A 17,617-nucleotide genomic window follows, 5' to 3' on the forward strand; every position below is an offset into this window, starting at 1 on the left:
GGACGATGCCGATGAACGCAAGCACCATTCCCACCCTGTTGCAGCAGGCTGGAGAACTCTCCGGATCCGTCACCCGCCCGATTCCGGGATCGCAGAAAACCCACGTGCAGGGTTCGCGCCCGGACCTGCGCGTGCCGATGCGCGAGATCGCGCTGACCCCGACGCCTACCCTGTTTGGCGGCGAGGACAATCCTCCGTTGACCGTCTACGACACCTCGGGTCCCTATACCGACCCTGCCGCGACGATCGATCTCGCCCGGGGCCTTGCCCCGCTGCGCGCGCGCTGGATCGAGGAGCGCGGCGACACCGGGGTGCTGCCGGGGGTGAGTTCACGGTTCGGTCGTGACCGCGAGACGGATGTCCGGCTCGACTCCGTGCGCTTCCCCAGCCGCCGCCCGCCGCGCCGTGCGCTGGCCGGCGGCAACGTCACCCAGATGCACTACGCCCGTCGCGGCATCGTCACCCCGGAGATGGAGTTCGTGGCGATCCGCGAGAACCAGCGGCTGGAAGCAATGCGCGATGCCGGACTGCTGGCGCAGCATCCCGGCGAATCGTTCGGGGCCGCGATCCCCAGGGCCGTCACTGCGGAATTCGTGCGCGACGAGATCGCCCGCGGCCGCGCGATCCTGCCCTGCAACATCAACCACCCCGAAAGCGAGCCGATGATCATCGGCCGCAACTTCCTGACCAAGGTCAACGCCAACATCGGCAACAGCGCGGTGAGCTCCGGCATTGCCGAAGAAGTGGAAAAGCTGGTGTGGGCGATCCGCTGGGGCGCGGACAACGTGATGGACCTGAGCACCGGCAAGCACATCCATGAAACCCGCGAATGGATCATCCGCAACTCGCCGGTGCCGATCGGGACCGTGCCGATCTACCAGGCGCTTGAAAAGGTGGACGGCCGGGCCGAGGAGCTGACATGGGACATCTTCCGCGACACCCTCATCGAGCAGGCCGAGCAGGGCGTGGATTATTTCACCATCCACGCCGGCGTGCGTCTGGCCCATGTGCCGCTGACTGCCAAACGCGTGACCGGCATTGTCAGCCGCGGCGGCTCGATCATGGCCAAGTGGTGCCTGGCCCATCACCGCGAGAGCTTCCTCTACGAGCACTTCGAGGACATCTGCGAAATCATGAAGACCTACGACGTGGCCTTCAGCCTCGGCGACGGACTGCGCCCGGGCTCGATCGCCGATGCCAACGACGCGGCGCAGTTCGCCGAGCTGGACACCCTGGGCGAGCTGACGAAGATCGCCTGGAAGCACGATGTGCAGACCATGATCGAAGGGCCCGGTCACGTGCCCATGCAGCTGATCAAGGAGAACGTGGATCGCCAGCTGGCGGTATGCGGCGAGGCGCCGTTCTACACCCTGGGGCCGCTGACCACCGACATCGCGCCCGGCTACGACCACATCACCAGCGCCATCGGCGCGGCCATGATCGGCTGGTTCGGCACCGCCATGCTTTGCTACGTGACGCCCAAGGAGCACCTGGGCCTGCCCAACCGCGAGGACGTGCGCGACGGGATCATGGCCTACCGGATCGCCGCCCACGCCGCGGACCTGGCCAAGGGCCACCCGGGCGCGCAGGTGCGCGACAACGCGCTGAGCAAGGCGCGCTTCGAGTTCCGCTGGCAGGACCAGTTCCACCTCGGCCTGGACCCGGAAAAGGCCCAGTCGATGCACGATGAAACCATGCCCAAAGAGGCGCACAAGCTGGCCCACTTCTGTTCCATGTGCGGACCACACTTCTGCAGCATGAAGATCACCCAGGACGTGCGCGAATATGCCGCGGGCCGGCAGATGGAGGGCAGCCAAGCGCTGGAAGCCGGGCTGGCGGAGAAGGCGGAGCAGTTCCGGGCCGCCGGGGGACAGCTCTACCAGCGTGAATGAATGCTTCATGCGGCCGTTGCGTCGCTTCGACGCCGCCGGGAGTATATGGATGACCAGAGGGCGTGCCCGGCACGCCCCTGGCACCCCCCCCCCGGCATCCTCTTACTGGAGATCCGCCATGCATGCCCTCCGCCACTACACAGCTTCCGGCATCGCCTGGGTCGCAGCCCTGTGTGCGGTGCTGATGCTCGCCGGCTGCGCCACCGGCCCGCGCATCAGCACCGAGGCCGACCCGCACGCCGACTTCTCCTCCTACCGCACCTGGGCGTTCTACGAGCCGCTGGCCGTGGAAGCCTATGGCTATGAAACCGCGACCAGCGAGATCGTCAAACGCACGGTCGAGCGCGAGATGCAGGCGCGCGGTTACGTTCTTGATCAGGACAATCCCGACCTGCGGGTCAATGTCAACGCCTACATGCAGCGGCGGACTGACGTCAGTTCGATTCCCACGGTGGATTACTCCTACTACTACAACTACCGCGCACGGCGTTATGTGGCGGTGCCGTACTGGCACGACCGCACCCACGTCAGCCGCTACACCGAGGGCACCATGAACGTGGACCTGGTGGATGCCGCCCAGAACCGGCTGGTGTGGGAAGGAATTGCGGTGGGCAGGGTTGCCAATATGAATGCTGAAAACCGCGAGGCGCGAATCAGCCAGGCGATCGCCGAGATCTTTGTCCGCTACCCGCATCGTGCGGGGATGACCGCGCCGGCGATGTAGGCGCGGCGCGGCTGCGCCCCGGGACTATCTCCCGGGGCGATCCGGAGGTGATCCCAAGGTCAGGGGTGCAGCTGCCGCTGGACGGTGGTCAGCCAGTCACGCCAGCCGCCATCGCCGCGCGATTCGTCGCGGGTCGGGTCGTATTCGCAGCCCAGGGCGCGCACTGCTGCGCCCAGTGCCGCGTCGTCCAAGTCGCGCGCCAGCAGACGGTCCAGCTCATCGCGGGCACGGGCGATGTATTCAGCGTCTTCGCCGTCGCGCCAGGCATCCACGACGGCGTCGGCGCTGTCGTGCTCAACCGACCAGTCCTGGTGGAAGTACGCGGAAAACAGATTCTGCAGCGTAGGGAAGTCGCTCATGCTTGATCATCCAGCCGGTCAGGGTGCGGAAGGGTATCCGGTGATGATTCTATAGCCGGTGTCGAGTCGATCCGAGCGCTCAAGCACTACCTTGACCGAGAACACGTCCTCGGCCTGGTTCTGGCCCCGGGCCACTGAAATGCCGGTGGTGGCATCAAAGCTTGCATCCACTACCAGACGGTTGCCGCCCTTGCCGTCCAGCCAGGCATCGATCGCCCCGGAATGCTCATCCAGGGTCTGGGCCACGAAGTATTCCGCCTCGGGCAGGTCGCGGAAGCTGGAGGCGGCGCTGATGTTGTCATTGCGCACCCGGTCCACCAGCCACTGCTCACTCTTGCCCACGTGACGGTCGATCAGATGGCCGCCGGCGTCTTCATGCGCCTGCAGGCCGCCGCCGGGGACCTGGATGCCGGTGTCGGTATCCGTGCCTTCCAGGTGGGCATCAAGCAGGGTCAGGGTGTCCGCGACCGCGTCGCGCCCGGTGCGCGGCAGGTCGCTGGTGTCCAGCCCGGCCAGCGCGTCACGGATGACGGTCAGGGCAGGGTCGAGGCGCTCGGCCAGGAACGGGGTCTGGCTTGCCAGGCCCACCGCGGCCTGGGTCTGGTCGAGGAATTCACCCAGCGCGCCCTGCGATACCAGGTCGGCCAGGTGTCCGGCCAGATCCGGTCCGGCGCTTGCGGCTTGCAGCGCAAACGAGTGGGCGTCGAGGCGGGAATTGGAGAGTACGGACGCCGCATCCATTGAGGGGTGCGGCAAAGAGGCATTGATGGGGTTCATGGCAGGCCGACATCAGCGGGGGATGGCGCCAAGGTTAGGGCGCCATCTCCGCGAGGCCTATCTGGTGCCGACCCTAGGGGCTCAGTCGACCTGGTAGCGCTGCATGGCGTCCACCAGCAGGCGTTTGGCTTCCTCGGCGTCGCCCCAGCCTTCCAGCTTGACCCACTTTTCTTCTTCCAGGTCCTTGTAGTGCTGGAAGAAGTGGCCGATCCGCTCCAGCCAGTGGGGGGAGACGTGGTTGATGTCGGTCACGTGGCCGTAGCCGGCGAACACCTTGGGCACCGGAACCGCCAGCAGCTTCTCGTCGGCGCCAGCCTCGTCCGACATCTTCAGCACTCCTACCGGGCGGCAGCGGATCACCGAACCGGGAACCAGCGGCAGCGGCAGGATCACCATCACGTCGGCCGGGTCGCCGTCGCCGCAGATGGTGTTGGGCACGTAGCCGTAGTTGCACGGGTAGCGCATCGGCGTGGACAGCACGCGGTCGACGAAGATCGCGCCACTGTCCTTGTCGACTTCGTACTTCACCGGCTCCGAGTCCTTGGGGATCTCGATGACGACGTTGATTTCATCCGGCGGATTGGTGCCGGTCGGGATCAGGTGCAGGGGGGCCATAGGAGGTCTCCGGCATGCGCGGGGCCGCGCACTTGGGTTGGAAAGGGCGCCTATTTTAGCGGGTTTCTGCTGCGACGCAGCACGTGCCTGCGGATGCAGTATTCCGTAGGCCATTCGACCCCTCGGGAAAACCCCATCTGGGGAACGCCCCAGCTTGGCGATGTCCATACGCATGCGTATCTCTATGCCCACTCAGTCAACGACCAGAGGCACACGTCATGTCGATCCAGCTTGATTCGTCCATTCCACACCAGGCCGCCCAGACCAGCCAGAGCAGCGTCTGGGAGCAGCCGCTGGACAGCGCTGCCCGCATCGACAGGCGCGAGCTGGAGAATTCGCCGACCCATCCGTCCGCCGGTCCGCGTCCGGTGGATACCGCCGCGACCCGCGTGGATGGCAACGCAACCAACGAGGGAACCCGCACCCAGGAGTCCACCGTTGACGGCAAGCCGGTGCTGATCGACCAGCTGCACGAGTCGCCGGGCGTGTCGATCACCCGTGAGCGCACTGCGGTCGAGCAGGGCGGGCAGTACTACGTGGCCGATGACCAGCTGGTGTTCACCACCGGTAACAACAACGACCGCGTCCAGGTGACCCAGAGCGCGAACGGCGGCGTCAACTTCGACGTCAACGGCGAGACCTACGAGGTTGACCTGGCCCGCGGCCAGGAGATCACCATCCGCGCCGGCGAGGGCGATGACACCATCGAGATCGCCGAGGGCGTTACCGTGAATTTCGTAATCGAGGGCGGCTCGGGCGAGAACACCATCTCCGCGCTGGGCAGCGGTGACGATCGCATCTTCGGTGGCTCCGGCAACGACGCCATCACTCTGGGCCAGGGCAACAACTATGTGTACGGCGGTGCCGGCGACGACACCATCTCGGTGCTGGGCGAAGGCCGCAATGTGCTCTACGGTGGTGAAGGCAACGACACCATCAGCGGCGGCCAGGGCATCGACTACATCGATGGTGGCGCCGGTGACGACCGGATCGACGGCGTGGCCGGCCAGAACATCCTGGTGGGCGGGCTGGGCAACAACATCATCAACAGTGGCATCGGTGATTCGCGCGTGTACGCCGGTGACAGCAGCACCGTGGTCAACAACGGCGGCCAGGACGTGATCTACGCGGCCGAATCGATCTCCGACCGCATCAGTGCCGAGAACGGTGCCAGCAACACCGTGGTCAACGTGGCGCTTGATCCCGCGCTGGGCCAGAGCCTGACCATCGAGGGTTCGGAGGAGTTTGTCAGCCGCGTGCAGGCCGATATCGAGATGCTGCGCACCTCGCCCCATGGACAGCAGATGCTGGCCGAGTTCGATGCGGCCGCCGCGGACAAGGGCAACACCGTGACCATCCGCGAGCTGCAGAACGAGCAGAACGGCTACGCCAGCATGATCCCGAGCTACATCAGCAACGGCCAGGCGGGCGGCGGTGCGGACGTGACGATTTCCTACAACCCGGGATTCTTCGTGGAGGGCCTGCCGGCGCCGTCGGTGATCCTGTATCACGAGATGTCGCACGCCTTCAACGGCGTGACCGGCACTTTCATGCCGGGCGAGTATGACGGCGGTGAACAGGGCCGCAGCCATCCCGACTACGGGCTGGTGAACGTGGAGCGTCAGGCGGTGGGTCTGCCGAGCAGCCATCCGGAGTTCGACTACGGCAACGGCCGGGTGACCAGTTCCAACCCGTACGAGCTGACCGAGAACGGCATCCGTGAAGAAATGGGGCTGGATCTGCGCCCGAGCTACATGAGCCCCTGATAAGCCTGATAAGGACGATCCCATGTCACTGAACCTTGATTCCGCAATCAACGCATCCTCCCTCGCCCAGGCCAACCAGCAGTACTGGGACAGCCCGCTGGCCGGCGGGGAGAAATTCGCCGAAGCGCCCTTGCGCAGCGATATGGGCGCCCCCGTTGAAGCGTCCGTTGACAGTGCCATGGACGGTGCCGTCACCATCTCCGGCAACGACACCGGCACCAGCCTGCCAAACAAGACCACCCCGGACGCCAAGACGATCCGCAACGCCGAGCTGCACCAGGGCGAGCAGGCCAGCGTGACCCGCGAGCAGACCATGAGCAACTGGGGGATCAGCAGTGACCAGGTGGTCTTCACCACCACCGGTCAGGGCGATGCCCACGTGCAGATCAGCCAGCGCGATGACGGCACCCTGGACATCGATGTCAACGGTGAGGTGTACGAAGTGCGCCTGAACCAGAATCAGGAGCTGACCATCCGCACCGGTGCGGGCAACGACACCATCGAGGCCTCGCCCAACGTGACCGTGAACATGGTGGTGGATGCCGGCGCAGGCGACGACCACATCGTCACTGGCATGGGCGACGACCGCATCCAGGCCGGCGACGGCAACGACTTCATCCAGACCATTGGCGGGCGCAACGACATCGACGCCGGCGCGGGTGATGACGTCATCCACGGCGGCGACGGCGCCAACGTGATCTACGGTGGCCGCGGCAACGACGAGATCCACGCCGGCGGCGGCTTCAACTACATCGATGGCGGCGCCGGGGACGATGTGATCCACGGTGGCAACGCGCAGAACATCATTTCCGCCGGGTCCGGCAATGACCAGGTCAATCTTGGCAGCGGCCAGAACACCGTCTACACCGGTGACGGCCGCACCGCACTGGAGGGGGCGGATGGCGACGACATGGTCTACTCCACCGTCAACGATCTCATCAGCGCCAGCGGCACGGCTGCTCCCACGGTGGTGAACGTGGAGATCGATCCGGAGCTTGGACGCAGCATCCAGATCACCGGCTCGGACGCCTTCCAGCAGCGGATGGAAGCGGAGATGGACTTCCTGCGTGCGTCCCCGGCCGGGCAGCAGATGCTGGCCGAGCTTGATGCCGCCGCAGAGAAGGGCAACGTGGTGACCATCCGCGAAATGGCCAATGAGCAGAACGGCACCGCGATGACCGAGAACCGTCGCGCCGCCGAGATCTCCAATGGCCAGGCCGGCGCGGGCTCCAACGTGCTGGTCAGCTACAACCCGTCCTTCCACATGGATCGCTTCCCGGCATCCAACGTGGTGCTGTTCCACGAGCTGTCGCATGCCTACAACGGGGTGACCGGCACCTTCCAGCCGGGCACCTACCAGGGTGCAGGCCCCGACTCGGGCCGGGTCTCGAACGCCGAGCGCCAGGCGGTAGGCTTGGAGACCTCGGGCCAGCCGTTTGATTTCGACGGCGATCCCAGCACCCCGCCCACCACCCACAACCCGATGCACCTGACGGAGAACGGTATCCGTCGGGAAATGGGGCTGCCTGACCGCCCCAGCTACAGCCAGTAACCGGCTGCCTTTGGCAGCGGTTGCTATCTCCAGGGAAGGAGAAGGCGGGCAGCCTGCTTCACGGCAGGCTGCCCGCCACACTTTATGCTCCATCCACCGGTCCAGGCCCCAGAGGTGACGCCGCATGACATCCAGCTTTCCCCGCGCCGCAACCCTGCAGGGCCTGATTGCCCTGGCGCTGGCCACGATGACGGGCGCCGCGTGCACGCACGCCCCGGCCTCCGCCGGTTACGATCAGACCCCACAGGCAATGGAGACAGCAGCAATGTCGAATGCGGGCGCAAGCACCACCGTGGACGGACAGGGCGTACAGGTGGAGACCTCGTTCGAGGCGCCCGCGGGCGGTCCGCTGACGGTGCGCTACCGGGTGCACAACAGTGGTGATGTCGACCTGGCCGTGTTCGACCGCGGCAATCGCCATGCGGTGCTGACGAAGCGGATGCAGGCGGGTGACGTCGGCGAGCCGGTGTTCCAGGAAGCCGATGGCGGGTTGACCCTGAGCCACAAGGTGCTGCCGCTGCCCGAGCCCAGCCCCACCCTGCCGCCGGTGCCGCTGGCGGCGCGGCTGGCGCCGGGAGCTTCGCTGGAGGGCACGTTCAACTTCGCCCCGCTGGTGGGCGGCCAGCCCGACCGGGTGCGCTGGTGCCTGGGCGTGGCGCCGTTCGAGGAGGAGCTGTTCCGTTCGCCGGATCAGGGCGGTGCGGTGGAGGTGTGGCAGGCTTCGTTCTCGCTGGCCGACAGCCAGCAGCTGGTGTGCACGCCGTGGTTCGATACTGCCCGGGGCGCGTTCGAGGAATAAAGCGCGGGTACGCCAGGATCAATGAAAAACGGCGGCCATTGGCCGCCGTTTCTGTTCCAGACCCCGCCTATGCGGCGGGCCACGCCCTCAGAGCAGCGGCACCATCAGCAGCGCCACGATGTTGATGATCTTGATCAGCGGGTTGATCGCCGGTCCGGCGGTGTCCTTGTAGGGATCACCGACGGTGTCACCGGTGACCGCGGCCTTGTGGGCCTCGCTGCCCTTGCCGCCGTGGTGACCGTCCTCGATATGCTTCTTGGCGTTGTCCCACGCCCCGCCGCCGGCGGTCATCGAGATCGCCACGAACACGCCGGTGACGATGGTGCCGATCAGCAGCCCGCCCAGCGCCTGCGGACCAAGCAACAGCCCGACCACGATCGGCACGGCTACCGGGAGCAGTGACGGGATGATCATTTCCTTGATCGCCGATCTGGTCAGCATGTCCACCGCGCGGCCGTAGTCCGGCTTGGCGGTGCCCTGCATGATTCCGGGGATCTCGCGGAACTGGCGCCGCACCTCTTCCACCACCGAGCCCGCGGCGCGGCCCACGGCTTCCATCGCCATCGCCCCGAACAGGTACGGAATCAGACCGCCGATCAGCAGGCCGATGATCACCATGTGGTTGGACAGGTCGAACGTGGTCTCCACGCCCAGATGGGTTTCAAGGTTGTGGGTGTAGTCGGAAAACAGCACCAGCGCCGCCAGTGCGGCCGAGCCGATCGCGTAGCCCTTGGTGACCGCTTTGGTGGTGTTGCCAACCGCGTCCAGCGGGTCGGTGACCTCGCGCACTTCCGGCGGCATGTCCGCCATCTCGGCGATGCCGCCGGCGTTGTCGGTGATCGGACCGTAGGCATCCAGGGCCACGATCATGCCGGTCATCGACAGCATCGCGGTGGCGGCGATGGCGATGCCGTACAGACCACCGAGTTCAAAGCAGGCCCAGATCGCGATGCACACCGCGATCACCGGCAGCGCCGTGGCCTTCATCGAGATCCCGAGGCCGGCGATGATGTTGGTGCCGTGGCCGGTGGTGGATGCGGCCGCGATGTGCTGCACCGGCTTGTACTGGGTGCCGGTGTAGTACTCGGTGACCCATACGATCGCTCCGGTCAGCACCAGGCCGATGATGGCGCAGGCGAAGATGTTCATCGCCCCATACACGTTGTCAGCCATCAGCGACGTGGTGATTGGGAAGAAGGCCACCGCGGCCAGCACGCCCGACACGATCACGCCCTTGTACAGCGCGCCCATGATCGAGCCGCCTGGCTTCACCTTGACGAACATCGTGCCGATGATCGAGGCGATGATCGACACGCCGCCCAGTACCAGCGGGTACAGCACGCCGTTGCTGCCGACTTCACCCACCATCAAAAAGCCCAGCAGCATGGTGGCGATCACGGTGACCGCGTAGGTCTCGAACAGGTCGGCGGCCATGCCCGCGCAGTCGCCGACGTTGTCGCCCACGTTGTCGGCGATCACCGCCGGGTTGCGCGGGTCGTCTTCCGGAATGCCGGCCTCGACCTTGCCCACCAGGTCCGCGCCCACGTCGGCGCCCTTGGTGAAGATGCCGCCGCCCAGGCGGGCGAAGATGGAGATCAGCGAGGAGCCGAAGGCCAGGCCCAGCAGCGCGTGCAGCACGTCCTCGGTGGGCATGCCCATGAAGTTGAGCACCGCCCAGTAGCCGGCCACGCCCAGCAGGCCCAGCCCGACCACCAGCATGCCGGTGATGGCGCCGCCCTTGAAGGCCACGTCCATGGCGGCACTGATGCCGTTGCGGGCGGCCTCGGCGGTGCGCACGTTGGCGCGCACCGATACGTTCATGCCGATATAGCCGGCCGCGCCGGACAGTACCGCGCCCACCAGAAAGCCGATGGCCGTGGGCCAGTTCAAAAACAAGCCGACCAGTACGAACAGCACCACGCCGACAATCGAGATGGTCAGGTATTGCCGGTTCAAATACGCGCGTGCGCCTTCCTGGATCGCCCCCGCGATCTCCTGCATGCGTTCGTTGCCGGCCGGTTGCCGGTTGATCCACTGCGCCGCAATGACGCCATAGACAATCGCGATGATGGCGCATCCCAGCGCCAGCCAAAGACCATATAGCTCGAGCATGAAACCCCTCCCAGAGTGATGCATCGAAAGTGCGCCGGATAATCGGCAGCCTGCCGACTATGGCACACGGTCCAGGGTGCGCCAATGCCACAAACCCACGGCGGAAACAAGGGGTGGCAGGACATCCACGCCGGCGCCGGGGTGCGGAAATCCATGAGCACGAGCGTGAGTACGAGCGGGGAGTGCTGATATAAGGAATTCCCCCCGCCACACGCATACCGATGAAACTTGCCATCCTGTCGCGCAACAGCCGGCTGTACTCCACCCGGCGCCTGGTCGAGGCCGCGCGCGTGCGTGGACACAGCGTGCGGGTGCTGGATCCTTTGCGGTGCTATATGCGGATCGCCCGCGAAGGCTTCGCCATGCATTACAAGGGCAAGCCGCTGACCGGTTACGACGCGGTGATCCCGCGCATCGGCACGTCCATTTCCCGCTATGGCAATGCGGTCCTGCACCAGCTTGAGCTCATGGGGTGCCACACGCCCAACCCTTCGGCGGCGATCGTGCGGGCGCGCGACAAGCTGCGCTGTCACCAGCTGCTGGCCGCGGAAGGTATCGACATGCCCGCGACGGTGTTTGGCGACAACCCCGACGACACCGCCGACCTGCTGTCGATGCTCGGTCCGGCGCCCCACGTGATCAAGCTCAATGAAGGCGCCCAGGGTTCAGGAGTGATGCTGACCGAGAAGCTGTCTTCCTCACGCAGCGTGGTGGAAGCGCTGCGCGGCCTGCACGCCACCTTCCTGGTGCAGGAGTACGTGGCTGAATCGCAGGGCCGGGACCTGCGCTGTCTGGTGGTGGGCGATCGGGTGGTTGCAGCGATGCAGCGCGAGGCGCCGGAAGGGGACTTTCGCGCCAACCTGCATCGTGGCGGCAGCGGCAGCCATGCCGAGCCCACGGCCGATGAGCTGGAGCTGGCGGTGCGTGCGGCCCGGGTGCTTGGCCTCGGCGTGGCCGGGGTGGATCTGGTCCATTCCGGGCGCGGCCCGCTGGTGCTGGAGGTCAACGCCTCACCCGGGCTGGAAGGCGTTGAAACAGTGTCCGGGACGGACATTGCCGGGGCCATCATCGATCACATCCACGCCGGGGTCGGCGAGCGGCCCAGACGGTCGCGACGTGCCCGTGTTTAACAAGCTTCTACCCACAACTTAACCGGCGTTTAATTGCTGCGGGCGTAGGGTGATCCCACCGCAGAGAAGCTCTCTCCTTGATCAGGTTGCGGCACATGGGATGGTTGATCTCTTGGCCCGGGCATCGCCCGGGTCTTTTGTGTCCGCTCCCCAAATCCATGACACGCGGCTTTAGCACGCGGCTTTACTTGGGGATGTGCCAGAATCCGGGGTCGTTTACCGATATGGATCACCGTCGATGCGCATACTCGTCATAGAGGACAATCAGGATATCGCTGCCAATCTGGGCGATTATCTTGAAGACAAGGGTCATACCGTCGACTTCGCCGCCGATGGGGTGACCGGCCTGCATCTTGCGGTAGTGCACGATTTCGATGCCATCGTGCTTGATCTGAACCTGCCGGGCATGGACGGGCTGGAGGTGTGCCGCAAGCTGCGCACCGAGGCGCGCAAGCAGACTCCGGTGCTGATGCTGACCGCACGCGACAGCCTGGACAACAAGCTGGCCGGTTTCGATTCCGGCGCCGATGACTACCTGATCAAGCCCTTCGCCCTGCAGGAGGTGGAGGTGCGGCTGAACGCCCTGCAGCGTCGCGGTCGTGGCGTGCAGACCCGGGTGCTGGAAGTCGGGGACCTGGAATACAACCTCGATACACTGGAAGTGCGCCGCGAAGGCAAGCTGCTGCAGCTCAATCCCACCGCGCTGAAAATCCTGCAGTCGCTGATGGAAGCCTCACCGGCCGTGGTCACCCGCCAGGAGCTGGAAACGCGGGTGTGGGGCGAGGAACTGCCGGATTCGGATTCGCTGCGCGTGCATATCCACGGCCTGCGCGCGATGGTGGACAAGCCGTTCCCCACGCCAATGATCCAGACCAGGCACGGCATCGGTTACCGGATCGCCCAGCCAGATGGCGGCAACTGATCCGGAAAGCACGCCCGCGCGCAGGCGCAGGCGGTACCGGCGGCGCCTGCGCAGCCGCATCATCGTCACCTTCGTCCTGCTCGGCTTCGGGCTCACGGTGCTGTTCGCGTTCCTGACCCAGGAAGCACGTAACCGGGTCGAGAACGCGCTGGTCGAAGACGTGATGAACCAGAATATCGACGAATACGCGCGCCGGTATTACACCGATCCCACCCAGAATCCCGATCTGCCGGTGCAGCAGATGGTTGGCCGGGTGGTCAAGAGTGGGCGGTTCGAGGCGCTGAGGTCGGAAGAGCCGGACTGGTACGACCTGCCCAACGGCAATCACAACCTGAGCGGCGTGGACGAGTACGGCGAGCCGTTCGCCTACAAGCTGGCCGTGCGCAAGACCCCGGACGAGTGGTTTTTCCTGGCCTACGACATGACCCAGGCCGCGCGTGGCGAAGCCCAGTTCCAGCGCGCCATCCTGGGTGCGGTACTGGTGGTGACCCTGATATCGGTGCTGCTGGGGTGGTGGTCGGCGTCCCGGGTGATGAGCCCGGTGTCCGAGCTTGCCAACCGGCTGCGCCAGTCGGGCGGCAACCGGCCCGAAGAGCTGGCCGCGCACTTTCCCGACGATGAGGTGGGACAGCTGGCGGGTGCGCTGGACGACTACGCCGCCCGGCTGACCGAGGTGGTGCAGCGCGACCGGGAGTTCAACGCCGACGTCAGCCATGAGCTGCGCACGCCGCTGGCGGTGATCCGCGGCGCGGTCGAGCTGCTGCTTTCGCGACCGGAGCTGGATGAGCGTACCCGGACCAGGCTGCTGCGGATCCAGCGCGCCGAGCAGCAGTGCACCGACCTGATCAGCGCCTTGCTGCTGCTATCACGCAGCGAGCGTGGCCACGGCAATACCGACGTGTGCAAGGTGGCCGAACAATTGCTTGACTCGCACCGCGCCCAGGTAGGCAACAAGCCGCTGGAGCTGCGGCTGGAAGTTGGGGCCGAGCTGATGGTCGATGCGCCGGAGTCTGCGGTCTCGGTCGCGCTGGGCAACCTGATCGGCAATGCGGTCAAGTACACCAGCGCGGGTGAGGTGATCGTGCGGATCCTGCCCGGCGCGGCCGAAGTGATCGATTCCGGCCCGGGCCTGGGGGGCGAAGAGGCGGCCAAGCTGTTCGAGCGCGGCTACCGGGGCGCCCATGCCGAGCATTCCCAGGGTGGAGGCATCGGCCTGTCGATCGTGCGCCGGCTCTGCGAGCTGTACGGCTGGGATGTGCGCGTGGCCCCCGGCGAGACGCAGGGCGTGGTCGCCACCCTGTCATTCACCCGTCCTGCTGCGTAGCAGCGCGCCGCGCGCGCGAAACCGTCCCTCTACAGCGGCTCATCCGGGCGCTGTGCGTCGATCTGGCCGTTGGACAGGGTCCAGCCCACCAGGTCGGCGCTGATCGCAGCCAGGGTCTGCTCGAACGCGGCCACCACTTCCGGCACGGCGGTGCCGGCGGCGGGCGCGGCTTCAAGGAAGGTGTGCGAAGCCACCACCCGCTGGTCGCGGTTGTAGAGCAGCTTGGCGGCCACTTCGATGGTGGCGTTTGGAGTCGCCTGGCCGGCGTAGTCCGCCTCGAACCGGCGGATGTCCATCACCAGCTTGTAGTCCGGGCGGATGCCCACTTCGCTGCGGGCCACCGCGTCGATGCGGCCGGAATCCTCGAACGCACGCAGCACCGTGGTTTCCAGCAGGTCGGTTGAAGGCTGTGCCCAGGAGCTGCCCGCATAGACCTGGAGCTGCGATGGAACCGGACGGACCGAGATGCGCGGGCTGTCGACCATGCGCGCGGCGGTGGCGCTTGCGATCGACAGCTGCCAGTCCACGCTGGGCCATGCCGGATCGGCCTGTACGCGCACGTCGGGTGAATAGATGGTGCCGCGTTCGCGCGGGCCGCTGTCACCGAGCAGGCTGCAGCCGGCGAGCAGCAGGGCCAGGCTGCCGACGGCAGCAATGCGGAAACCGGGAATGTGATGGATGCTCATTCGGGTTCGAACTCCGTAGGCGTGTCGCGGCCCAGCAGATAGCGGACGGGATTGTTGTCCAGGCGGTCGCTGATCCGGCGAAGGTCACGTACCAGTCCGCGCAGCTCTCCCAGGGTTGGGCCGAGCTGGGACAGGCCATCGTTGGCAAAGCTGTTGATCGCGGCGCGGTTCTCGTTGAGGATCGCGTCGGCGCCGTCGGCGGCCGAGTCCAGCCGGGCCATGGTGTGGTCGAGCCGCTCCATCAGCGGCGGCAGCTGCTGGACGAAGCTCCGGTCGAAATCGGAGATGGTGCTGTTGGCGGTGGTCAGGGTCTGCTCAAGCTTCTCGCTGGCCTGGCGTGCAGAGCGCAGCAGGGCAGAGATGTCTTCGCGGCCGTCACCGAAGGCGGCGGTGGCGTTCTCCAGGTTGGCCAGGGTGCTTTCGATACTGGCGATGTTGTCCTCGCTGAGCAGGCCGTCGAGTCGTTCGACCAGCCGGTTGGCCGTGTCGGCGATGTTCTGCAGGGCCGAGGGCGCGGTGGGGATGATCGGCACGTCGCGGCTGCTGGTATCCACCAGCCGCGGCGCTTCCGGGCTGCCGCCGGTGAGCTGGATGATGGGCGGGCCGGTGAGGCTGGTCATCGACATGCGGGCCTGGGTATCGGCCTTGACCGGGGCGCGCGTATCAATGCGCAGCATGGCCACCACCTGGCGCGGATCATCCGGCGCCAGCCTCAGGCTCTGTACTGTGCCCACGGCGATGCCGTTGTACTGCACGCTGCTGCCTTCGGACAGCCCGGTGACGGGTTCGCTGAACACCACCGCGTAGGTCTGCCAGCTGCGGTCGGAGGCGAACTTGGCCGCCCACAGCGCAAACAGCAGGCCGAAGACGGCGACCGCGATGGTGAAGGCGCCGATCAGGACGTAGTTGGCTCTGGTTTCCATGGTCAGGCTTCCAGCGGGGTGTCGTGTGGGGGATTGCCGTCGCGCGCGGTGCGAGCCGCCCTTGCGCGCGGACCGTGGAAGTATTCCTGCACCCACGGATGGTCGATCTGCTCCGCTTCCTGGATCGGCGCGGTGGCCAGCACCTTGCGCTCGGCCAGCACGGCGACCCGGTCGCAGATGGTGTACAGCGTATCCAGATCATGGGTGATCAGGAACACAGTCAGTCCCAGCGCCTGCTGCAGGGTGCGGATCAGCTGGTCGAACGCCGCCGCGCCGATCGGATCCAGCCCGGCGGTGGGTTCATCCAGGAACAGCAGCGGCGGATCCAGCGCCAGCGCCCGCGCCACGCCAGCGCGCTTGCGCATGCCGCCGGACAGCTGCGAGGGCAGCTTGTCGATCGCATCGGCTGGCAGGCCTGACAGTTTCACCTTCAAAAGCGACAGCTCATAGCGCAGTGAGTCGCTCAGGTCCGGGTAGTACTCCTTCAGGGGCACCTGTACGTTTTCGCCCACCGTCAGCGAGGAGAACAGCGCGCCGTCCTGGAACAGCACGCCGATGTTGCGCTCGATATGGTGGCGCGCGCGGCGGTCCTCGCTGAGCGCATCCTGGCCGAGCACCTGGATGCTTCCAGCGTTGGGCCGGCGCAGGCCGATGATGGTACGCATCAGCACGGATTTGCCGCTGCCCGAGCCGCCGACGACGCCGATGATCTCGCCGCGGCGCACATCCAGGTCCAGGTTCTCGTGCACCACCTGTTCGCCAAAGCGGTTCTCGAGGCCGCGGATGCGGATGATCGGCTCGTCTCTGCTTTGTCCGGCCATCGCCCTCACCAGCCCATGTGCATGAACCAGATCGCCGCGAATGCGTCGATCACGATCACCAGCGCTATCGTCTGTACCACGCTGGAGGTGGTGCGCTCGCCCACTGATTGCGCGGTGCCGCTGACCTTCAAGCCCTCCAGGCAGCCGATCAGTCCGATCAGTAGTGCGAACAGCGGAGCCTTCGACAGGCCGATCAGCATGTGCCGCATTTCGAAGGTGTCCTGCATCCGCGCCAGATAGGCCTGCGGCGGCACGTCCAGGCTGAACACACCAACGCTCAGACCGCCGGCCAGGCCCGCGATCATCGCCAGGAAGGTCAGCAGCGGCAGCATCACCAGCAACGCCAGCAGCCGCGGCAGCACCAGCAGGTCGATCGGATCCAGGCCCAGGGTGCGGATGGCATCCACCTCCTCGCGGCTCACCATCGCACCGATCTGGGCGGTGAACGCGCTGGCGGTGCGTCCGGCGAGGATGATCGCGGTCAGCAGCACGCCAAATTCGCGCAGGAACGCGATGCTCACCAGTTCCACCACGAAGATTTCTGCGCCGAAGTCGGCAAGGATGGTCGCGCCCAGGAAGGCGATCACCGCGCCCACCAGATAGGAGAGCAGCACCACCAGCGGCACCGCGTCCAGACCCACCTGTTCCATGTGGTGCACGGTGGAGGTCAGCCGGAAGCGCGACGGTTCCTTGCCCAGGCGGAACAGCTTGACCAGGTTCTCGCCCAGAAAGCTGGCCAGCGAGGTGGCTTCCTTCAGATAGCCGTGGACTGCGTGACCCAGTCGGCCCAGGGCGGCGCCGAAGCCGTATTCGCGCTGGCGCTGAGGCCGATCATCCTGCACATCCTCGATGGCGGCGACCAGGGCGTGATGGTCCGGGTGGAAGTCGATCGCGGAGAAGTCGAGTTCGTGCCGGCGCGCGAACCGGATGAGCTGCAGCACGCCCAGCGTATCCAGTCGCTCCACCCCGGTGGCGTCTATGCGCGCCACTTCGTCCGGGACGTCGGCCAACACCTGGCTGATCACTCCGGTGTGACGCAGGGTCCAGCGTCCTTCCAGACGCAGGCGGTCCGGGTCTTTGGCATCACTGTGGGCGGTCGGCGGAGCAGGAGTCAGCGGCATGCAGCGGTCAGGAGTGCCGAGGGTGCGGGGAAGGCAATAGAGTACGAGATCGTGTCGCAAGAGAGTGAAAGGGGCCGCGCTGCGTGATCGCATT

16 protein-coding genes are annotated in these 17,617 nt (G+C 66.1%); 8 read left to right on the forward strand and 8 right to left on the reverse strand.

Going from position 1 to position 17,617, the window contains the following annotated elements:
- Positions 1 to 11: 11 nt before the first annotated feature.
- Positions 12 to 1,892 carry a phosphomethylpyrimidine synthase ThiC gene (thiC, locus tag WCE59_RS09250; protein WP_343258466.1) on the forward strand — a complete coding sequence of 627 codons (1,881 nt, stop codon included), beginning with the start codon at positions 12 to 14 and terminating at the stop codon, positions 1,890 to 1,892.
- Positions 1,893 to 2,010: 118 nt separating this feature from the next.
- On the forward strand, positions 2,011 to 2,616 hold the full coding sequence (locus WCE59_RS09255; protein WP_343258467.1) for a DUF4136 domain-containing protein: 606 nt from the start codon (positions 2,011 to 2,013) through the stop codon (positions 2,614 to 2,616).
- A 59-nt stretch (positions 2,617 to 2,675) separates the two neighbouring features.
- Here WCE59_RS09255 and WCE59_RS09260 read toward each other — a convergent pair whose 3' ends face one another.
- From WCE59_RS09260 to ppa, 3 genes are all read right to left on the reverse strand, one after another.
- On the reverse strand, positions 2,676 to 2,975 hold the full coding sequence (locus WCE59_RS09260) for a contact-dependent growth inhibition system immunity protein (RefSeq protein WP_343258468.1): 300 nt from the start codon (positions 2,973 to 2,975) through the stop codon (positions 2,676 to 2,678).
- Positions 2,976 to 2,993: 18 nt separating this feature from the next.
- The gene (locus WCE59_RS09265) at positions 2,994 to 3,716 is read right to left on the reverse strand and encodes an RNase A-like domain-containing protein (RefSeq protein ID WP_343258469.1); all 723 of its coding nucleotides are present in this window, start codon (positions 3,714 to 3,716) and stop codon (positions 2,994 to 2,996) included.
- 117 nt (positions 3,717 to 3,833) lie between these two features.
- Positions 3,834 to 4,367 carry an inorganic diphosphatase gene (ppa, locus tag WCE59_RS09270; RefSeq protein ID WP_343258470.1) on the reverse strand — a complete coding sequence of 178 codons (534 nt, stop codon included), beginning with the start codon at positions 4,365 to 4,367 and terminating at the stop codon, positions 3,834 to 3,836.
- A 218-nt stretch (positions 4,368 to 4,585) separates the two neighbouring features.
- Between ppa and WCE59_RS09275 the strand changes: the two genes are divergently transcribed.
- The 3 genes from WCE59_RS09275 to WCE59_RS09285 all read left to right on the forward strand — a co-directional run bounded on the left by WCE59_RS09275 (position 4,586) and on the right by WCE59_RS09285 (position 8,484).
- The gene (locus WCE59_RS09275) at positions 4,586 to 6,133 is read left to right on the forward strand and encodes a M91 family zinc metallopeptidase (protein ID WP_343258471.1); all 1,548 of its coding nucleotides are present in this window, start codon (positions 4,586 to 4,588) and stop codon (positions 6,131 to 6,133) included.
- A 22-nt stretch (positions 6,134 to 6,155) separates the two neighbouring features.
- Positions 6,156 to 7,685, forward strand: a complete 1,530-nt coding sequence (locus tag WCE59_RS09280) for a M91 family zinc metallopeptidase (protein ID WP_343258472.1) — start codon at positions 6,156 to 6,158, stop codon at positions 7,683 to 7,685.
- A 124-nt stretch (positions 7,686 to 7,809) separates the two neighbouring features.
- Positions 7,810 to 8,484: a hypothetical protein gene (locus tag WCE59_RS09285; protein WP_343258473.1), complete on the forward strand. Its 675-nt coding sequence runs from the start codon at positions 7,810 to 7,812 to the stop codon at positions 8,482 to 8,484.
- Between the two features lie 87 nt (positions 8,485 to 8,571).
- Here WCE59_RS09285 and WCE59_RS09290 read toward each other — a convergent pair whose 3' ends face one another.
- Positions 8,572 to 10,596, reverse strand: coding sequence for a sodium-translocating pyrophosphatase (locus tag WCE59_RS09290; protein WP_343258474.1), 2,025 nt, complete (start codon positions 10,594 to 10,596; stop codon positions 8,572 to 8,574).
- Between the two features lie 221 nt (positions 10,597 to 10,817).
- Between WCE59_RS09290 and rimK the strand changes: the two genes are divergently transcribed.
- The 3 genes from rimK (at position 10,818) to WCE59_RS09305 (ending at position 13,972) form a co-directional block, all read left to right on the forward strand.
- A complete protein-coding gene (gene rimK, locus WCE59_RS09295; RefSeq protein ID WP_343258475.1) occupies positions 10,818 to 11,726 on the forward strand; it encodes a 30S ribosomal protein S6--L-glutamate ligase in 909 nt (302 codons plus the stop codon).
- 238 nt (positions 11,727 to 11,964) lie between these two features.
- Complete coding sequence (locus WCE59_RS09300; protein ID WP_343258476.1) at positions 11,965 to 12,648, forward strand: response regulator transcription factor; 684 nt, start codon at positions 11,965 to 11,967, stop codon at positions 12,646 to 12,648.
- A complete protein-coding gene (locus WCE59_RS09305) occupies positions 12,635 to 13,972 on the forward strand; it encodes a sensor histidine kinase (RefSeq protein WP_343258477.1) in 1,338 nt (445 codons plus the stop codon). Before WCE59_RS09300 ends, WCE59_RS09305 begins: the two co-directional genes overlap by 14 nt.
- Before the next feature lie 29 nt (positions 13,973 to 14,001).
- On the opposite strand, the gene WCE59_RS09310 is transcribed toward WCE59_RS09305, so the two are convergent.
- The 4 genes from WCE59_RS09310 to WCE59_RS09325 are packed head-to-tail and all read right to left on the reverse strand — an operon-like array spanning position 14,002 to position 17,523.
- Complete coding sequence (locus tag WCE59_RS09310; RefSeq protein ID WP_343258478.1) at positions 14,002 to 14,658, reverse strand: ABC-type transport auxiliary lipoprotein family protein; 657 nt, start codon at positions 14,656 to 14,658, stop codon at positions 14,002 to 14,004.
- Positions 14,655 to 15,581 (reverse strand): MlaD family protein, encoded by a 927-nt coding sequence (locus WCE59_RS09315; RefSeq protein WP_343258479.1) that lies wholly within the window; start codon positions 15,579 to 15,581, stop codon positions 14,655 to 14,657. The genes WCE59_RS09310 and WCE59_RS09315 overlap by 4 nt, the downstream gene beginning before the upstream one ends.
- A 2-nt stretch (positions 15,582 to 15,583) precedes the next feature.
- Positions 15,584 to 16,402: an ABC transporter ATP-binding protein gene (locus tag WCE59_RS09320; protein ID WP_343258480.1), complete on the reverse strand. Its 819-nt coding sequence runs from the start codon at positions 16,400 to 16,402 to the stop codon at positions 15,584 to 15,586.
- A 5-nt stretch (positions 16,403 to 16,407) separates the two neighbouring features.
- Entirely contained in the window at positions 16,408 to 17,523 is a 1,116-nt protein-coding gene (locus WCE59_RS09325) for an MlaE family ABC transporter permease (protein ID WP_343258481.1), read from the reverse strand.
- Positions 17,524 to 17,617: the final 94 nt, after the last annotated feature.

Origin of the sequence: Luteimonas qiangzhengi (genome assembly GCF_039548515.1) — a bacterium.
Classification (GTDB): Bacteria; Pseudomonadota; Gammaproteobacteria; order Xanthomonadales; family Xanthomonadaceae; genus Luteimonas.